The sequence below is a fragment of the Flagellimonas amphidinii genome (assembly GCF_013090115.1).
In the GTDB taxonomy this organism is placed as follows: Bacteria; Bacteroidota; Bacteroidia; order Flavobacteriales; family Flavobacteriaceae; genus Flagellimonas; species Flagellimonas amphidinii.
Window position 1 is genome coordinate 606,886 of sequence record NZ_JABFNN010000039.1, and the last position, 16,687, is coordinate 623,572.

Genomic DNA, 16,687 nt, shown 5'->3' on the forward strand with positions numbered 1-16,687 from the left:
TATATATTTTTGCCAAAAATTTTTAAATACAACTACTACCTTCCATGAGCGACATCAAGTCATACGAAAAGGAACTTGCGTTCCAAGCCGATAGAAGAAAAGCCACTACAGAATTCATCAAAATTATTAGCGACCTATGGTATGACAAGGCTATAGAAGTGGTTCTTTTTAAAAATCAAATTATAGATAAGAATGTAAGCGATATTATCAATTTGCATGAATACGCTGGAGAATTTGTACAAAAACCCATTTCCATATTCGATTCTGTGGAAATTCTACGGGCCATCAACGATATCAGCCTCCCTCCTGCCAAACTTGATATTGGCAAACTCACTTACGAATATCATTCTGATGACAATGACCATCTTAACGTAAAAGCTTTTGTCATTGAAAAATTAAAAGATGCCCAAGCGTCCAAAGAAATAAAACCAAAAGATGTGGTTCTCTATGGGTTTGGTAGAATAGGTAGACTTGTGGCCCGAGAGCTTATGGCAAAAACAGGCCGAGGCAACCAGCTTAGACTAAGAGCAATTGTTGTGAGGGGTGAGTTGGACAACGAAGTTCTTGAAAAAAGAGCAGCTTTGCTGAAAACTGATTCAGTGCATGGAAAATTTATGGGCACAGTAGATGTAGATGAAAAAAACAAGGCCTTGATCATCAATGGTACCACCGTGAAGTTCATTAGCGCGGACAAACCTGAAAAAATTGATTACACCAAATTTGGAATATTCAATGCCCTAATCATTGACAATACTGGAGTTTTTAGGGACAAAGAAGCACTTTCCAGGCACTTGGAAGCCAAAGGTGCCAGCAAAGTTTTGCTCACCGCACCGGGCAAGGAGGTTCCAAACATAGTGCATGGAGTCAACCACAAAGAGTTTGATCCAGACAAGACCAAGATTTACTCAGCAGCTTCATGCACCACTAATGCCATTACTCCTATCTTAAAAGTTGTTGAAGACTCGCTCGGCATTAAAAAAGGACATTTAGAAACCATTCACGCTTACACCAATGACCAGAATTTGGTGGACAATATGCATAAAAAATATCGAAGAGGTCGTGCTGCCGCCCTAAATATGGTCATCACCGAGACGGGAGCAGGAGCAGCCGTGGCGAAGGCCTTGCCTGCTTTAAAAGGAAAGTTGACTTCCAATGCTATACGGGTTCCTGTACCCAACGGATCTTTGGCCATCCTAAATCTTGAAGTGAAGCGTAAAACCACAAAAGAGAGTCTCAATACCATTCTAAAAAAATATGCTCTAGAAGGGGATTTGGTAGAGCAAATCAAATATTCCCTGAGTAATGAACTGGTCTCTTCCGATATTGTAGGAGCATCCGCCCCATCAATTTATGACAGCAAGGCCACTTTGGTATCCGGCGATGGCAAAAGTATTGTTCTATATATTTGGTATGATAATGAATATGGTTATTCCCATCAGGTTATACGCCTGGCCAAATATATTGCTAAGGTTCGCAGATATACCTATTATTAATAGTAACAAAGCAGTCAACATACTGCTAAAACAGTTTTTCTTTTGATTTTTGGTTTATTGGTGTAATTTCGCTCTACCCTACAATCTAAATTAATAAGAACATTGACCATGAAGCGATTACAAATTTTCTGTACCCTAACCTTACTTACCACATTCTTTGCCGTTAATGCGCAAAATCAAGAAACTGATGATACCCAAGACCAATCCTTGGTAGGACAGTTCAGGGAATTGGAAAGGAAATCCGGCAACTATTCAGCCAATGGTATTCGGTATGAAGTAATTCGCTTGTCCGCCTTAAATCAAATCAAAAAAAATATTTTTGATTCCATCAACACGGCCAACTCATCCATCAAGGATTTATCCGCAACTATTACTGCCAATAAGGCAGAAATAGAGGACCTCAACACCAAATTACAGGATACCACACAAAAACTAAATACCACAACCAAAGAGAAAGACAGTATTTCATTCTTTGGTGCATTGATAAGCAAAGGAACATATAAATTCTTGCTATGGGCCATTATAGTAGCTTTATTACTGTTTCTATTATTTTTTATTTATAAGTTTAGGAACAGTAATACCCTTACACATCAAGCTAAAACAGCTTTGGCCGATTTGGAACAAGAATATGAAGACCATAGGCGAAGAGCTTTAGAACGAGAACAAAAAATAAGCCGACAGCTCCAGGATGAACTGAACAAACAGAAAAAATAGTCTCGGGCTTCCTAAAGGAAGCCTTTTTAATTTTGCAGCCTATTATATAAACACAACCTGCACAATATGGAGATCACAAAGGCCACTATTGAAGATTTGGAGCTTATTGCACCTCTTTTCGATGCATATCGGGTTTTCTATTCGCAAAATTCAGATATCAATGCTGCAAATCAATTCCTAAGGGATCGTTTCCTGAACAACGAAACAGTTCTATTTCTGGCGGTGGAAAATAATGAAGCAGTTGGTTTTACACAGCTATATAAAACATTCTCTTCGGTGTCCTTACAACCCTATTATATTTTGAATGATTTATATGTATCCCCCAATCATAGAAAAAAAGGAGTTGGTGAAGCATTGCTCAATCACGCCAAAACGTATTGCGAAACATTAAGTTACAAAGGTCTAGCGTTAGAAACCGCTGCGGATAACCCCGCCCAAAAACTGTATGAGCGATTGGGATGGATAAAGGACGAGGCCTATTTTCATTACTTTTGGAAAAACACAAATATCAAGTAAACTGTTTGTGGGAAAATTGACCAAGCCAATGCGGATAGACATCATTACCGTACTACCAGAACTTTTAAAAAGTCCTTTTGAAGCATCCATTCTAAAAAGGGCAATTGACAAAGGTTTAGTTGAAGTACATCTACATAATCTAAGGGATTACACCACTGGCAATTATCGTCAGGTTGATGATTATCAATTTGGCGGAGGTGCAGGAATGGTACTCATGGTAGAACCCATAGACAAGTGCATTACACAACTCAAAAACGAAAGGGAATACGACGAGGTCATTTATATGACCCCAGATGGCACAACACTCAACCAAGGCATTGCCAATGAAGTTTCATTAAAAAAGAATCTGATTGTACTCTGCGGACATTACAAAGGTGTAGACCAAAGGGTGAGGGATATGTTTGTGACACGTGAAATTTCAATCGGCGATTATGTGCTTTCAGGTGGCGAATTGGCAGCAGCAGTTTTTTGCGATGCTGTGATACGATTATTGCCCGGGGTTTTAAATGATGAGACCTCTGCCCTTACCGATACTTTTCAGGATAATTTATTGGCTCCCCCGGTGTATACCAGACCCTCGGAATACAAAGGAAGGGAAGTGCCCAAAATTTTGTTGAGCGGAGATTTCCCAAAAATAGAAAAATGGCGAGAGGAGCAAGCCTTGGAACGAACCAAAAAAAGAAGGCCCGATTTATTATAACCAATCATGGATAACACACATACCATTTTTTATGCGGCTGGCGGTGTGCTAAATGGAATTGCACAATTAATCGTGCTGATTGCTTGCATCGTTTTGGTAATTAAACAAAAAAGTGGCGCCACAATTCTGATGTTAATCGCCCAAATATTGGGATTGTTTTTTTCAATAGGGGGTTTTGCTTGGACAGGACTTTCAGCACAACTTGGTCCAGAATCTGTTTTATATGCAAGCAAAATGACCGCAGTACTAAGCCCTATACCTCATATTCTTTTTGCCATTGGATTGCTTTTATTTGTATTTCATAAAGTAAAAAAGGCTCCCAAGGACATATAAATTCTCAAAAACCAAAAAACACCTTGCTATTTCTAAATATTGCATTATTTTTGCAATCTCAAAATTAACCTCTGACGAAATACGTGTAAGTTGGTTTTGGTAAACGCTAAAAAATAAGCAATGGAGTCCTTAGTAAAATTTGTTGAAGACGAATTTGTTCCAAAGAAAGATTTTCCAAAATTTTCATCTGGAGATACCATCACGGTATACTATGAAATTAAAGAAGGAGAAAAAACACGTACACAGTTCTTTAAAGGAGTTGTGATACAACGAAGAGGTAGTGGTGCCACAGAAACTTTTACCATTCGTAAAATGTCTGGTACTGTTGGGGTAGAAAGAATTTTCCCAATCAACATGCCTGCACTTCAAAAAATTGAAGTAAATAAGAAAGGAAAAGTGCGTAGAGCAAGAATATTCTACTTTAGAGGTCTTACCGGTAAAAAGGCCCGTATAAAGGAGATTAGAGGGTAATCACTCGCTCCCTTTTAACCACATAACATTAAATTAAAGCACCTTTTAGGTGCTTTTTTTATGAACAATTGTTAATAACCTTAGTTCATATCCTGTTGATTTTTAATTGGTTATAAAATTTGGATATCTGGTCGTTTATGCTAATTTAGCGGAAGAAATAATGAAGATGATGTTATCAAATTCTTATTTCTTTTTAAAGTTGACGTTCTTTAAAAACTGATGTTTCCCTTTAAATTGGTAACACTACTAATCACAAAAGGAATTTCAAATTGAGGCGAGTTTCGGCAGACCTCAAAGAGAAATAATAAGTTTTATGTGCGGATGGGAGAGCAATTTCCCATTTTGATAAAATTTAGGAAACGTTTAGGATGCTTTACAAAAAGCAGTTTAGTTGAATAATTAAAGGCAACGTGTAGAGTAAACGTCAAAGGGGCAACGGAAAGTAACCTCGGTTACAGTTTCGTGGCAACATGAGGCAAGTCCTTTAGCCCTTTTCAGAAAGCCATATCAATGTTCGCACATAGATATGGCTTTTGTTTTTTATTTTCTTCTGTTTATCCCCTTTACTTTTAAGAGATTCATTCATATTCCACCGGCCATAAATCGTATATTTGCACCGCTCAAATAAAATTATCTAAATGGCTAAAATTTTTTATACCAAAACTGATGAGGCACCAGCCTTAGCTACACTATCCTTCTTACCCATTGTTAAAGCCTTTACCAAAACCGCAGATATCGCAATACATACCAAAGATATTTCCCTTGCTGGTCGAATAGCTGCCGTTTTCCCTGAATTCTTGAATGAGGAACAAAAAATTTCGGATGACCTTGCCCTTTTGGGTGATTTAGCCAAAACTCCGGAAGCCAATATCATTAAGCTACCAAACATCAGTGCCTCTATTCCTCAACTAAAAGAAGCCATTGAAGAACTACAAAAGAAAGGATATAACCTTCCCAATTATCCTGATGAACCTAAGACCGAAGAGGAAAAAGCTATAAAGGCCAAATACGACAAAATTAAAGGAAGTGCTGTAAACCCAGTGCTTCGTGAAGGTAATTCAGACCGAAGAGCTCCAAAAGCTGTAAAAAATTACGCTAAGAAAAATCCACACACCATGGGTGCTTGGTCTTCAAGTTCACAAACCCATGTGGCCACTATGTCCAATGGTGACTTTAGAAGCAATGAGAAGTCATTGACATTAAAAAATGCCGACACCGTAAGCATTGAACTAACAAACGTAAATGGAGACGTAACTGTTCTAAAAGACAAGATTGCTCTTCAGGATGGAGAAATCATTGATGCTACCGTAATGAGCAAAAAAGCATTGGTAGATTTTTTAACTCAGGAAATTGCGGATGCCAAAGCCAAAGGATTGTTACTTTCCCTTCATTTCAAAGCAACAATGATGAAAGTCTCCGACCCCATTATTTTTGGTCATGCACTTACAGTTTACTTTTCAGAGCTGTTCAAAAAATATGGAGATACTTTAAATCAAGTTGGCATTAACCCAAACAATGGTTTAGAAAGTCTTTTGGACAAGTTACAACAGCTTTCAGATCATGAACGGGAAGAAATTGAAACATTAATTGCGCAGACCATTGAGAATGGCCCTGATTTGGCAATGGTGAATTCAGATAAAGGAATAACCAACCTGCATGTGCCCAGTGATGTGATCATTGATGCCTCCATGCCCGCTATGATCAGAAACTCTGGTAAAATGTGGGATAAAAATGGTGAGCTACAGGATACCAAAGCCATTATCCCAGACAGTAGTTATTCAGGAATTTATCAAGCAACTATTGATTTCTGCAAAGAACACGGTGCTTTTGATCCAACAACCATGGGAACAGTTCCAAATGTTGGCCTAATGGCCCAAAAGGCTGAAGAATATGGCTCTCATGACAAGACTTTTGAAATCCCTGAAGCCGGTGTTGTAAAAGTAGTGAGCAGTTCATCTGGAGAAACTTTGTTGGAACATCCTGTTGAAGGAGGAGATATCTGGAGAATGTGCCAGGTTAAGGACGCCCCTGTTCAAGATTGGGTGAAATTGGCCGTTTCCAGAGCTAGGGCAACCCATACTCCTGCTGTGTTTTGGTTGGATGAAAATCGTGCCCACGATGCGGAACTTATTCAAAAGGTCAATGAGTATTTGACTCATCACGATACAGATGGTCTTGATTTGCGCATCCTATCCCCTATTGAAGCCACCATATTTACTTTGGAACGCATCAAAGATGGTAAGGATACCATTTCTGTTTCTGGAAATGTATTGCGTGATTACCTCACTGACCTATTCCCAATTTTAGAGGTGGGTACCAGTGCCAAAATGCTCTCCATTGTGCCGTTAATGAACGGGGGGGGACTCTTTGAAACTGGGGCAGGTGGTTCTGCACCAAAACATGTTGAACAATTTTTGGAGGAAGGACATCTCAGATGGGATTCATTGGGCGAGTTCTTGGCCTTAGGTGTCTCTCTGGAATTTTTAGGTGAAAAAAGCAACAACAAAAAGGCGGCAATCCTTGCCGATGCGTTGGATGCAGCTACAGAGAAGCTTTTGGACAATGACAAATCCCCTTCAAGAAAAGTGAACGAACTGGACACTCGGGGAAGTCACTTTTATTTAGCCTTGTATTGGGCGGAACAACTGGCAAACCAGAACGATGAGCCTGAGTTACAATCCATATTCAGTAAGGTATTTGAAGAACTTTCATCCAACGAAGAAAAAATAGCACAGGAATTGATTGATGCACAAGGATCATCCATAGATATCGGAGGATATTACCTTCCCAATATGGAAATGGCCTCAAACGCCATGCGCCCAAGTGCTACTTTCAATGCCCTTCTTGACGCTATCAAATAGGTTTAAGAAAAGTAAGGATTCAACACACCGGAAAATATTAGACCAAGTTATTTTGTCACTTTAAGTGATGATGTCTTAAAAATTCTTTTTCATTTTCCTTCATGAAGGATTATATGTATTTTTAGGAAAATTCTAAAAATGCCACAAAGACATTTTTTGCTTTCATTTGTCTTGATTGTCCTTGGCATTTCCCTTCAAGCCCAACAAAAATTTACGCTCAGCGGTACAATTTCAGAGGCGGCCAGCAATGAGACTTTAATTGGTGTTACCATTGCATTTCCAACACTGAAATCAGGCGTTACTACCAATGAATATGGATTTTATTCCATTACCCTACCCCAAGGAGAATATGAAGTTGTTGTCAGTTATTTGGGATTCCAGGACATTCGAGAAACCATCATACTTGATAAGGATATCAAAAAAGATTTCAGCCTATCTGTAAGGGCAGAAGAATTAGATGAAGTTGTAGTTACCGATGATGCCGAGCGGTTAGACATTAGAAAACCACAAATGAGTGTCAATACCTTAGCTGCACAAACCATAAAGCAAATTCCTGTGGTACTTGGTGAAGCTGATGTTATAAAATCCCTTCTTCTATTGCCCGGTGTTACCAATGCGGGCGAAGCTTCCTCCGGATTCAATGTGCGCGGTGGTGCCGTAGATCAAAATCTTATCCTTTTGGATGAAGCCACCGTGTTTAATTCTTCCCATTTATTTGGTTTCTTTTCCGTTTTTAATCCAGATGCCATTAAAGATGTCAAGTTGTTCAAAGGTGGAATACCTGCCAGATATGGAGGAAGAGTTTCCTCCGTTCTGGAAATTTTCCAAAAAGAAGGCAATAGCAAAGACTTTAAAGTAAGTGGCGGTATTGGTGCTGTAGCCAGTAGATTATTGTTGGAAGGTCCCATCATCAAAGATAGAACAGCATTTTTGGTCGGTGGAAGAGCTTCATATGCGCACTTGTTCCTGCCCTTGTTTGATGTGGACAACAAGGCATATTTCTATGATTTGAATACCAAAATCAATCATAAAATCAATGACCGAAATAATATATTCCTATCTGGGTATTTTGGACGAGATCTATTTAGTATTTCTGATAGCTTTATAAATACGTATGGCAACGCCGTTGGAAATTTCAGGTGGAACCACTTATTCTCAGATAAGCTGTTTTCTAATCTTTCGGTCATCTATTCTGATTATTTCTACGGTTTGGAGTTAGATTTTGTTGGTTTCGATTGGGATTCCGGCATCCAAAACTTCAATTTAAAGTATGATCTAAAACACTACGTTAATGACAAGTTGCAGCTCAACTATGGCCTCAACAATATTTACTATGTGTTCAATCCTGGTAAAATTCGGCCAAACAGTCCAGATTCTGGTATAGTTGAAGACCAATTGACTAAGAAATACGCCAATGAAAATGCATTGTACGTAGATATTGAACATAAAATTTCGGAAAACCTAAGCATGGAATACGGACTTAGGGTAAGTCAATTTAACCGTTTGGGGCAAGATGAGTTTTTTGTTTATGAAGATGACAACCCAGTCATTTTTGACCCATTTACATTATCGTATAGAGAAGCTGAACCAATAGATACCATTAATCCAGGAAGAGGCGGTACATTAAAGAAATTTTTCAATTTTGAACCCAGAGTAGCGGCCTCCTACAATTTCAATGGAAAAAGTTCCATTAAGGCCAGTTATACCCGATTGGCACAATATTTACATCTATTGTCCAATACAAGCTCCCCTACTCCCCTAGATGTCTGGACGCCAAGTGGACCATTTGTGGAACCACAATTGCTAAACCAATATGCCATTGGTTATTTCAGAAATATTAAAGGAGGAGACTATACTTTTGAAACAGAAGCTTTTTACAAGGACATAGAAAACCGTATCGATTATATAGACGGCGCCAATTTAATAGCAAACAATGCCATTGAACAGGTTATTTTAAATGGCGAAGCCCGGGCCTATGGTCTTGAATTCCTACTAAGGAAAAATGAAGGTCGATTAACAGGTTGGTTGGCATACACACTATCAAGGTCGGAACAAAGAACCCCGGGCCGAGATTTAGAGTTGGACACAGGTCGCTCAGATTTGGAAACCGGAATCAACTTGGGAGAATGGTACAGTACTCCGTATGACAAAACCCATGACCTATCCATTTTTGGAAGCTATGACCTTAATGATAAGTGGAACATCAATGCCAACTTTATTTATCAAACTGGCCAACCCACCAATTACCCAGTCGGTCAATTTGAATTCCAAGGCATTACCGTTCCTTTTTATGGATTAAGAAATAAGGTACGACTCCCCGATTATCACCGGTTGGATGTTTCTGCCACACTCACCCCCAGAAAAAATAAAGGTAGAAACTGGCAGTCAGAATGGGTATTCAGCATCTATAACCTATACAGCAGAAGAAACGCCGCCTCTATCAATTTTAGGGAAAATGAGGATACGGGTAGAAATGAAGCAATTCGAACCTCAATTTTTGGTATTATCCCAGCGATTACCTATAATTTTAAATTCTAGGCCATGAAAAAGACAATCATTCTTTCAATTTTAGGTTTTTTGGTCCTTTCATCCTGTGAAGATGTCATCGATGTAGAGTTGCCAGAAACCGAGACCAAACTTGTTGTAGATGGGATTCTCCGTGTGGATGAAAGTCAAGAGTTCATCGATGTGGAGATCACCATGAAGGAAACCAGTAATTTCTTTGAAGATAACCAGCCTACCCAAGTAGAAAGTGCCGTGATCGCCTATGGAACCCCAAACGAATTTGGAGAACTTGACAGTTTGGGATTTTCCTCATTGGCAGAAAGGGAACCAGGCTCTGGGGTTTACGTTCCAGATCCAAATTTTTCTTCAGATCAGCGTATTCGCACAGCCGCTGCTGAACCTGGTGTGGTCTTCATTTTACAGGTAACACATAATGACAGGAATTATTATGCAAGAACCGAATATGCTCCTACAGTTCCTATTGATAATTTGACACAAGGAACCGAAACACTATTCGATGAAGACGATACCGAGGTAATTGTTACCTTCACCGATCCTCCTGGCCTGCATGATTATTATATTTTTGATTTTGATTTTGGTGAATTTTTAGCACTACGTGATGAATTCATTGATGGTCAACAATTTCAGTTTTCCTATTTCTATGATGCAACTTTGGAGCCTGGTGAAGAAGCCACGGTAAGTATTCTGGGTGCAGATCAAGAATTTTTCAATTACATGGATCTTTTAGTGGAGCAAACTGAAAACGATGGAGGTATTTTTGACACCCCGGTTGCCACTGTTCGAGGAAACGTCTTTGATGTTACTGGGTTGGACAATATCAATATTTTTGATAATGTTGAGCGACCAGAAGATTTTGCCCTAGGTTACTTTGCCGTTGTACAGGAATTCAAACGGTCCATTACCATAGAATAGACAATTTCCCTTAAAGTATCCAATACAATAATAATATTATTGTTACTCCAGTAACCCCTTGAAGCAAAGTCCCTAAAGTATGTCCTCTTAAAGCAGTTTTTACATTGATGTTGGAAAATTGTGAAACCACCCAAAAATAACTATCGTTGATATGGGATACCGTCATGGCACCAGCACCTATTGCAAGAACTGCTAAAGCTTTATCCGTTATAGACAATAAACCAAAGGTTTCCAACAAAGGAGCAATTATTGCTGATGTGGTAATAATAGCAACAGTGGAAGACCCCTGTGCTGTCTTTAATACCGCTGCAATTACAAAAGCGATCAAAAGTCCGCCAACTCCAGAATTGGATTCCAAGCTAATTAAAGAAGCAATATCAATAGTCCGTAAGATAGCTCCAAATGCTCCTCCCGCTCCTGTAATCAATACAATGGCACCTGCTTGTTTAAACGCTGTTGCTACCCAATCTTGTCGTTCTTTGGCAGGTGTATTATTTCCTAACATAAACGCGAACAAAACACCTATCAATAAAGCAATAATAGGATTGCCCAAAAAATCCAGCACATAAAACACCCATGTTTTGCCCAAAGGATACGTAGGGTAATTTGCTATGGATTTTAAAGCAATGAGAATTATCGGAGCCAACAGCGGCAAAAATGCCTGAATGGGTTTTATTGAAGATTCGATTGCTTCTGCCTCAACCGGTTTTTGAATATGTTCTTCCTCTTCCAATGATTTCCCAATAAATCTGGCCCAAAAATACCCAGTTAAAGAAACCGGAATGGAAACTGCCAGTCCCAAAAGTAACACAAGCCCTAAATCAGCATCCAAAATAGCTGCTGCAGCTAAAGGTCCAGGAGTAGGGGGTACAAACACATGGGCGGCATACAATCCAGTGGCCAAAGAAATAGCAAAGACAAGAGTCGGAATTCCTGTGCGTTTGCTTATAGCTTTATTCAATGAAGAAAGTATAATGAATCCCGAATCACAAAAAACAGGAATGGAAATTACATAGCCCGCTAAGTTAATGGCCAATGGAGAACGTTTGAGCCCTATCAACTTTAATATGCTATTGGCCAATACTTGCGTGCTACCTGTTTTCTCCAAATAAATACCTATTACTGTTCCAAAAGCAATGACCAGTCCTATTCCTGAAAGTGTTTTCCCAAAGCCCTCACCTATTGCCGTCATAATTTCTTCAGGCGTAAGTCCCAATAAAAAACCAGATACCACCGATGCAATACTCAATGAAAAAATAGGGTGCATTTTGAATTTTACCGTTGCAACGATAATAAACAGAATGACTATGGTTAAGACAAGTATTTCCATACCTAATTTTTAGTTGATTGGCATTAAATATAAGCTAATATTCCTACTTTGGTCGTATGAGACGAACGGACAAAGAACTTTTGGTGAAAAGCCTAAAATCTTTTGGATTTACGGTTTTAGCAATGTTTACAGGACCATTCTTGATTTACGAAGCATTTAAAAATAAAGACAATCCCTTATTTATTCCCGTATTGATTCTTGGATTTTTGTTTGCCGGATTGGCAATCTTTTTAGGCTTCCGTTCTGTAAATATTATGATGGATGCCATATTCGGAAAGAAATCAAAAGACTAATTTTTGTTGGTTTCTGGATAGCCTTCTTTCCATTTATTGCTGAGTTGGGCATAATCGTAATCCAAAACGGACTTTTGTCGCTCCAATCTATTGGAAGCAAAGGCACGTTGTAGAATGTCCTCTATCAAATAATCCTCATGTATTGATTCTGGATGGAATTCTTCTTTGATATTAATTTTGAATGCCTTTGCCGTGGTATTGTACCAAAAAGCCCTCCAGCCACTCCGAAGCTCTTTGACCAAATCAAAAGCGGTTTTACCAGTTTGACGATAAATCAGTTTCACCAAAATCTGACCTTCGGTCCGCGTTAACTTCTTCAACTCTGCAGAGAATTCATCCTCAATGAATTTTTGGACTTTTTTGGTGTATTTTTTTCGATGCCTTTTTTTCTTGATGTGCTCCAAACTATCATTCAATTCCACCAAGCGCTCTGCAGCCATTTTAGCATATGGGTATACTTTTAAAGTCTTTCTTCGTAAAATGTAATACCTGAGCTTTTCTTTTTTGTTGGCAAATGCGAGTTTATCAAAAAGATAGACTTCATCTAATTCAATAGAGCTGTAGAGAATGGAATCACCCTCAAACCGAACCCAGTAATCCGCTACGGAATCTTTCTCATGTATGAGCGAATCTTGTTGAATCTCTTGGGAAAACCCAAAGACTTGAAGCAATAAAAAAAATATGGCTATACAATAGCGAAACATGCGGTTAAATTCTCAAAAGTCCTGCCAAAATTAAGGATAAAGGTAAGATTTGGCTATTAAATAAAAGTGAATATTGTTATGTTTGTGGACTAATTTTATCTTATGGCAGCATCAAAAATCATCAACGCAAAGTCGCTTAAATTTTTTGAAAAATACTTGAACAATGCTTCTCCAACAGGTTATGAATGGGAAGGACAAAAAATCTGGATGGACTATCTGAAACCCTATGTTGATGATTTTATCACAGATACCTACGGCACAGCTGTAGCCGTTATTAACCCCGAGGCCAAATACAAGGTTGTTATCGAGGGGCATTCTGATGAAATTTCATGGTATGTGAACTACATTACCGAAAATGGATTGTTGTACGTCATAAGAAATGGAGGTAGTGACCATCAGATTGCTCCATCTAAATGGGTGAACATCCATACCAAAAAAGGAATTGTAAAAGGTATTTTTGGGTGGCCGGCCATCCATACTAGAAACAGAGCCAAGGAAGAACCGCCAAAATTGGACAACATCTTTATAGATATAGGTGCAAAAGATAAGGCTGAAGTTGAAAAAATGGGTGTTCATGTGGGGTGCGTCATCACTTATCCAGATGAGTTCCAAATATTGAACAAAGACAAATTCGTATGTCGCGCTTTGGATAACCGTGCCGGTGGTTTCATGATTGCCGAAGTGGCCCGATTGCTTCATGAAAACGGTGAAAAATTGCCATTTGGACTTTATATCACTAATTCTGTGCAGGAAGAAATTGGACTTCGAGGTGCGGAGATGATTACGGAAACCATCAAACCCAATGTTGCCATAGTTACTGATGTGACCCATGACACCACCACTCCAATGATTGAAAAAAAGACCCAGGGAGATTGCTCCATGGGAAAAGGACCGGTGATTTCCTATGCTCCTGCGGTGCAACAAAAGTTGCGTGAACGTATCATTGAAACTGCGGAGGCCAAAGAAATACCATTCCAGCGTCAAGCTTCGTCCAGATATACAGGGACGGATACCGATGCCTTTGCTTATAGCAATGGTGGCGTAGCTTCTGCTTTGATTTCTTTACCATTGCGTTACATGCACACGACAGTGGAAACAGTGCACAGAGATGATGTAGAAAACGTAATTCGCCTGATTTACGAAACTTTATTGACCATTAAGGAAGGGGAGACTTTCAGCTATTTTGATTAAAACCAGTGTCATTTCGAATGTCAGGAGGAATCTAAGCCATATTGATTACTGTTTTGAGATTTCTCACATCCGTTCGAAATGACATTTGATAATTAAAAAACAATGGACGAACTGGTAGATATTCTTGACGAAAACGGAAAACCTACTGGACAATCCTGTTTAAAATCTGAAGCGCACCAGAAGGGTCTTTTTCATGCTACAGTCCATGTTTGGTTGTATACAGCTAATGGTCAAATCTTGATTCAACAAAGAGGAAAAGACAAGGAAACCCACCCCCTACTTTGGGATGTGTCCGTTGCCGGCCATGTTTCTTCAGGAGAGAAAATCATGATTGCAGCAATCCGGGAAGTACAAGAAGAAATTGGATTGGATATTATTGAAAGTGATTTAAAATCTATTGGAACCTTCAAAGAAATCCATACTATTTCCAAAGATTTTACTGATGCAGAATTCCATCATATATTTTTGTGTGAACTCAAATCACCTTTGCAAACTTTGAAAAAACAAGAAAGTGAAGTTGAAGCCTTGGACTTGATTTCCCTGCACCAATTTGCTGAAGAAACTTGGGGATTGGCCCATACGGCAAAATATGTATCCCACGGTTCTGATTATTACAAAACAATCATAAAGGAAATCAAAAAAAGGCTTTAGTGGATTTCTTGGACAAATTGGTCAACATTTTCCAAGGCATAAGAACTCTGGTCACCCGTTTTCATGTTCTTGACCACAAAGTTGCCTTCAGCAAGCTCTTTTTCCCCTAATAAAATAACATAGGGCACATCCCGTCTATCGGCATATTTTAGCTGTTTTTGGAATTTAGCGTCAGTTGGGTATAAATCTGCACGAAGTCCTTGTTTTCTCAAACTTGAAACTAATCGTAATGCTGCCATTGCTTCTTGTTTTCCAAAGTTGAGACATAATACATCCAAAGAAACATCCAAAGTCTCTGGAAAAAGCTTCAACTCATCCAAAACCAAATAAATTCGGTCCAATCCAAAGGAAATCCCCACACCACTAACATCTTTCAGACCAAAAATACCTGTAAGGTCATCGTAGCGTCCGCCACCGCCAATAGATCCCATTTTTACACCTTCTGGTGCGGCTACTTCAAAAATAGCTCCTGTGTAGTAATTGAGTCCTCTGGCCAAAGTCACATCCAACTGTAGACTGGCTGATTGCAAACCCATGGCATCCACAGTATTGATGATTTCTTCCAGCTCCCCAACACCTTGCATTCCCACTTCAGAGTCTTCCAACAAATTTTTTAGTTGGCTCAGTTGCTCAGAAACGGAACCGGACATTTCAAACAAAGGTCGTGCCTTGGCAATGGCATTTTCAGAAATACCTCTTTCCAATAGCTCCTCTTTCACCTTCTCCTCACCAATTTTATCCAACTTATCCAGAGCGACCGTAAAGTCTATCAAAAGGTGTTTGGCTCCGATAACTTCTGCAATACCGGAGAGTATTTTCCTATTATTGATTTTAATAGCGGTTCCCTTCAACCCTAAATCCGAAAAGACAGCATCGTACAATTGCACAAACTCCACTTCTTGTAATAAGGAGTTGGCACCAACAACGTCTGCATCGCATTGGTAAAACTCGCGAAAACGTCCTTTTTGGGGTCTATCTGCCCTCCACACGGGCTGTACTTGGTAACGTTTAAAAGGGAAATCAATCTCATTTTGGTGCATGACCACATAACGTGCAAAGGGCACGGTTAAATCATAGCGCAAGGCTTTTTCAGAAATTTTGGGCAGCAATGAGCTGGATTTTTTGGAGCTGTAGGTAACATCATCCACTTTAGAGATAAAGTCCCCTGAGTTTAAAATCTTAAAAATCAGACGATCGCCTTCATCGCCATATTTACCCATGAGGGTGTCTGAATTTTCAAAAGATGGGGTCTCTATCGGCTGAAAACCATAGATTTCAAAGTTCTTTTTTATCGTTTGAATGATATAGCTACGCTTGGCCACCTCTGAAGGTGAAAAATCCCTTGTTCCTTTGGGTATGCTTGGTTTCTGTGCCATGTACTAAAAATTCTGCTGCAAATATAGGGGGTTGTTTTGCAATGGACAATCAACAATGAGCAATTGACAATGGAAGGTCAACAATGTTTCATCTACGCTGATATCCAATATCTGTCATCGCAAATCTTACCTCTGATACTACTCCATAATCTGCTCAAACCATTGATAAAGTTCACCTTTGGTAATAGTAGCACCTTGCTCTATCAACTTGAACTTATCCAAGTTTTTATCTTCACCGTAAGCTTTGGAGGCGGTCAAGTATTCCACAAAATCTGACTGAAAATTTCTTTTGAACCAACCAAAGCCTTCTTGAGTGCGCAAATCTATCTCTGGGTTCATCACTTTCACAGAAAACAACTTCATTTCTTTGTCCGTCAAATGAAACAGGTGCATATGCAGTTCTGAGATATTCTCCAAATATTCCACTTTGGACAACACGCCTTCCCAAATCAAATCACTGAATACATCCAATTCTTCTTCGGCCACTTCTGGTTTTTCTTCTTTGATGGTTTTCCATTCTTCTGCCGTTATGGATTGAGTTGCCAAAAAATTGATGAACTCCGGATGTAATTCCTCCAGCTGCTGTTGTGTCAATCGTCTGTATTTCATCCTGCAA

Annotated in this window: 16 protein-coding genes; 12 read left to right on the top strand and 4 right to left on the bottom strand. The window is 39.2% G+C overall.

Annotated features, from left to right (window positions below):
* Positions 1-44: 44 nt before the first annotated feature.
* The 9 genes from HJC33_RS14665 (at position 45) to HJC33_RS14705 (ending at position 10,526) form a co-directional block, all read left to right on the top strand.
* The gene (locus HJC33_RS14665) at positions 45-1,493 is read left to right on the top strand and encodes a glyceraldehyde-3-phosphate dehydrogenase (protein WP_171659565.1); all 1,449 of its coding nucleotides are present in this window, start codon (positions 45-47) and stop codon (positions 1,491-1,493) included.
* A gap of 108 nt (positions 1,494-1,601) precedes the next feature.
* Positions 1,602-2,207, top strand: coding sequence for a tRNA (guanine-N1)-methyltransferase (locus HJC33_RS14670; RefSeq protein WP_171659566.1), 606 nt, complete (start codon positions 1,602-1,604; stop codon positions 2,205-2,207).
* Between the two features lie 66 nt (positions 2,208-2,273).
* A complete protein-coding gene (locus tag HJC33_RS14675) occupies positions 2,274-2,723 on the top strand; it encodes a GNAT family N-acetyltransferase (RefSeq protein ID WP_171659567.1) in 450 nt (149 codons plus the stop codon).
* A 28-nt stretch (positions 2,724-2,751) separates the two neighbouring features.
* Positions 2,752-3,423, top strand: coding sequence for a tRNA (guanosine(37)-N1)-methyltransferase TrmD (trmD, locus tag HJC33_RS14680; protein ID WP_171659568.1), 672 nt, complete (start codon positions 2,752-2,754; stop codon positions 3,421-3,423).
* A 6-nt stretch (positions 3,424-3,429) separates the two neighbouring features.
* A complete protein-coding gene (locus HJC33_RS14685) occupies positions 3,430-3,756 on the top strand; it encodes a hypothetical protein (protein ID WP_171659569.1) in 327 nt (108 codons plus the stop codon).
* A 120-nt stretch (positions 3,757-3,876) separates the two neighbouring features.
* Positions 3,877-4,227: a 50S ribosomal protein L19 gene (rplS, locus tag HJC33_RS14690; protein WP_171659570.1), complete on the top strand. Its 351-nt coding sequence runs from the start codon at positions 3,877-3,879 to the stop codon at positions 4,225-4,227.
* Between the two features lie 638 nt (positions 4,228-4,865).
* Positions 4,866-7,088, top strand: a complete 2,223-nt coding sequence (locus tag HJC33_RS14695; protein ID WP_171659571.1) for an NADP-dependent isocitrate dehydrogenase — start codon at positions 4,866-4,868, stop codon at positions 7,086-7,088.
* Positions 7,089-7,226: 138 nt separating this feature from the next.
* On the top strand, positions 7,227-9,626 hold the full coding sequence (locus HJC33_RS14700; protein WP_171659572.1) for a TonB-dependent receptor: 2,400 nt from the start codon (positions 7,227-7,229) through the stop codon (positions 9,624-9,626).
* 3 nt (positions 9,627-9,629) lie between these two features.
* Positions 9,630-10,526 carry a DUF4249 family protein gene (locus HJC33_RS14705; RefSeq protein WP_171659573.1) on the top strand — a complete coding sequence of 299 codons (897 nt, stop codon included), beginning with the start codon at positions 9,630-9,632 and terminating at the stop codon, positions 10,524-10,526.
* 10 nt (positions 10,527-10,536) lie between these two features.
* Here the strand turns inward: HJC33_RS14705 and HJC33_RS14710 are convergent, their stop codons facing one another.
* The gene (locus HJC33_RS14710) at positions 10,537-11,856 is read right to left on the bottom strand and encodes a GntP family permease (protein ID WP_171659574.1); all 1,320 of its coding nucleotides are present in this window, start codon (positions 11,854-11,856) and stop codon (positions 10,537-10,539) included.
* Between the two features lie 56 nt (positions 11,857-11,912).
* On the opposite strand from HJC33_RS14710, the gene HJC33_RS14715 reads away from it, so the two are divergent.
* Positions 11,913-12,149, top strand: a complete 237-nt coding sequence (locus tag HJC33_RS14715) for a DUF6095 family protein (protein ID WP_171659575.1) — start codon at positions 11,913-11,915, stop codon at positions 12,147-12,149.
* Here the strand turns inward: HJC33_RS14715 and HJC33_RS14720 are convergent.
* Positions 12,146-12,853 (bottom strand): DUF4294 domain-containing protein, encoded by a 708-nt coding sequence (locus HJC33_RS14720; protein WP_171659576.1) that lies wholly within the window; start codon positions 12,851-12,853, stop codon positions 12,146-12,148. The two genes, HJC33_RS14715 and HJC33_RS14720, sit on opposite strands and share 4 nt — an antisense overlap.
* A 102-nt stretch (positions 12,854-12,955) precedes the next feature.
* On the opposite strand from HJC33_RS14720, the gene HJC33_RS14725 reads away from it, so the two are divergent.
* Together HJC33_RS14725 and HJC33_RS14730 are read left to right on the top strand one after the other, a co-directional pair.
* The gene (locus HJC33_RS14725) at positions 12,956-14,044 is read left to right on the top strand and encodes a M42 family metallopeptidase (protein WP_171659577.1); all 1,089 of its coding nucleotides are present in this window, start codon (positions 12,956-12,958) and stop codon (positions 14,042-14,044) included.
* 102 nt (positions 14,045-14,146) lie between these two features.
* Positions 14,147-14,695, top strand: coding sequence for an NUDIX hydrolase (locus tag HJC33_RS14730; RefSeq protein WP_171659578.1), 549 nt, complete (start codon positions 14,147-14,149; stop codon positions 14,693-14,695).
* Here the strand turns inward: HJC33_RS14730 and hisS are convergent.
* Both hisS and HJC33_RS14740 read right to left on the bottom strand, forming a co-directional pair.
* Positions 14,692-16,071 (bottom strand): histidine--tRNA ligase, encoded by a 1,380-nt coding sequence (gene hisS, locus HJC33_RS14735; RefSeq protein WP_171659579.1) that lies wholly within the window; start codon positions 16,069-16,071, stop codon positions 14,692-14,694. The genes HJC33_RS14730 and hisS overlap by 4 nt on opposite strands.
* 138 nt (positions 16,072-16,209) lie before the next feature.
* The gene (locus tag HJC33_RS14740) at positions 16,210-16,680 is read right to left on the bottom strand and encodes a DUF6495 family protein (protein ID WP_171659580.1); all 471 of its coding nucleotides are present in this window, start codon (positions 16,678-16,680) and stop codon (positions 16,210-16,212) included.
* Positions 16,681-16,687 lie beyond the last annotated feature (7 nt).

What these genes read in the sequence shown, in the direction of transcription:
- HJC33_RS14695 (WP_171659571.1), top strand. Translation starts at nt 4,866, where the DNA reads ATGGCTAAAATTTTTTATACCAAAACTGATGAGGCACCAGCCTTAGCT.
- HJC33_RS14700 (WP_171659572.1), top strand. Translation starts at nt 7,227, where the DNA reads ATGCCACAAAGACATTTTTTGCTTTCATTTGTCTTGATTGTCCTTGGC.
- HJC33_RS14715 (WP_171659575.1), top strand. Translation starts at nt 11,913, where the DNA reads ATGAGACGAACGGACAAAGAACTTTTGGTGAAAAGCCTAAAATCTTTT.
- HJC33_RS14670 (WP_171659566.1), top strand. Translation starts at nt 1,602, where the DNA reads ATGAAGCGATTACAAATTTTCTGTACCCTAACCTTACTTACCACATTC.
- HJC33_RS14675 (WP_171659567.1), top strand. Translation starts at nt 2,274, where the DNA reads ATGGAGATCACAAAGGCCACTATTGAAGATTTGGAGCTTATTGCACCT.
- hisS (WP_171659579.1), bottom strand. Translation starts at nt 16,071, where the DNA reads ATGGCACAGAAACCAAGCATACCCAAAGGAACAAGGGATTTTTCACCT.
- HJC33_RS14705 (WP_171659573.1), top strand. Translation starts at nt 9,630, where the DNA reads ATGAAAAAGACAATCATTCTTTCAATTTTAGGTTTTTTGGTCCTTTCA.
- rplS (WP_171659570.1), top strand. Translation starts at nt 3,877, where the DNA reads ATGGAGTCCTTAGTAAAATTTGTTGAAGACGAATTTGTTCCAAAGAAA.
- HJC33_RS14720 (WP_171659576.1), bottom strand. Translation starts at nt 12,853, where the DNA reads ATGTTTCGCTATTGTATAGCCATATTTTTTTTATTGCTTCAAGTCTTT.
- HJC33_RS14710 (WP_171659574.1), bottom strand. Translation starts at nt 11,856, where the DNA reads ATGGAAATACTTGTCTTAACCATAGTCATTCTGTTTATTATCGTTGCA.
- HJC33_RS14725 (WP_171659577.1), top strand. Translation starts at nt 12,956, where the DNA reads ATGGCAGCATCAAAAATCATCAACGCAAAGTCGCTTAAATTTTTTGAA.
- trmD (WP_171659568.1), top strand. Translation starts at nt 2,752, where the DNA reads ATGCGGATAGACATCATTACCGTACTACCAGAACTTTTAAAAAGTCCT.
- HJC33_RS14730 (WP_171659578.1), top strand. Translation starts at nt 14,147, where the DNA reads ATGGACGAACTGGTAGATATTCTTGACGAAAACGGAAAACCTACTGGA.
- HJC33_RS14685 (WP_171659569.1), top strand. Translation starts at nt 3,430, where the DNA reads ATGGATAACACACATACCATTTTTTATGCGGCTGGCGGTGTGCTAAAT.
- HJC33_RS14665 (WP_171659565.1), top strand. Translation starts at nt 45, where the DNA reads ATGAGCGACATCAAGTCATACGAAAAGGAACTTGCGTTCCAAGCCGAT.
- HJC33_RS14740 (WP_171659580.1), bottom strand. Translation starts at nt 16,680, where the DNA reads ATGAAATACAGACGATTGACACAACAGCAGCTGGAGGAATTACATCCG.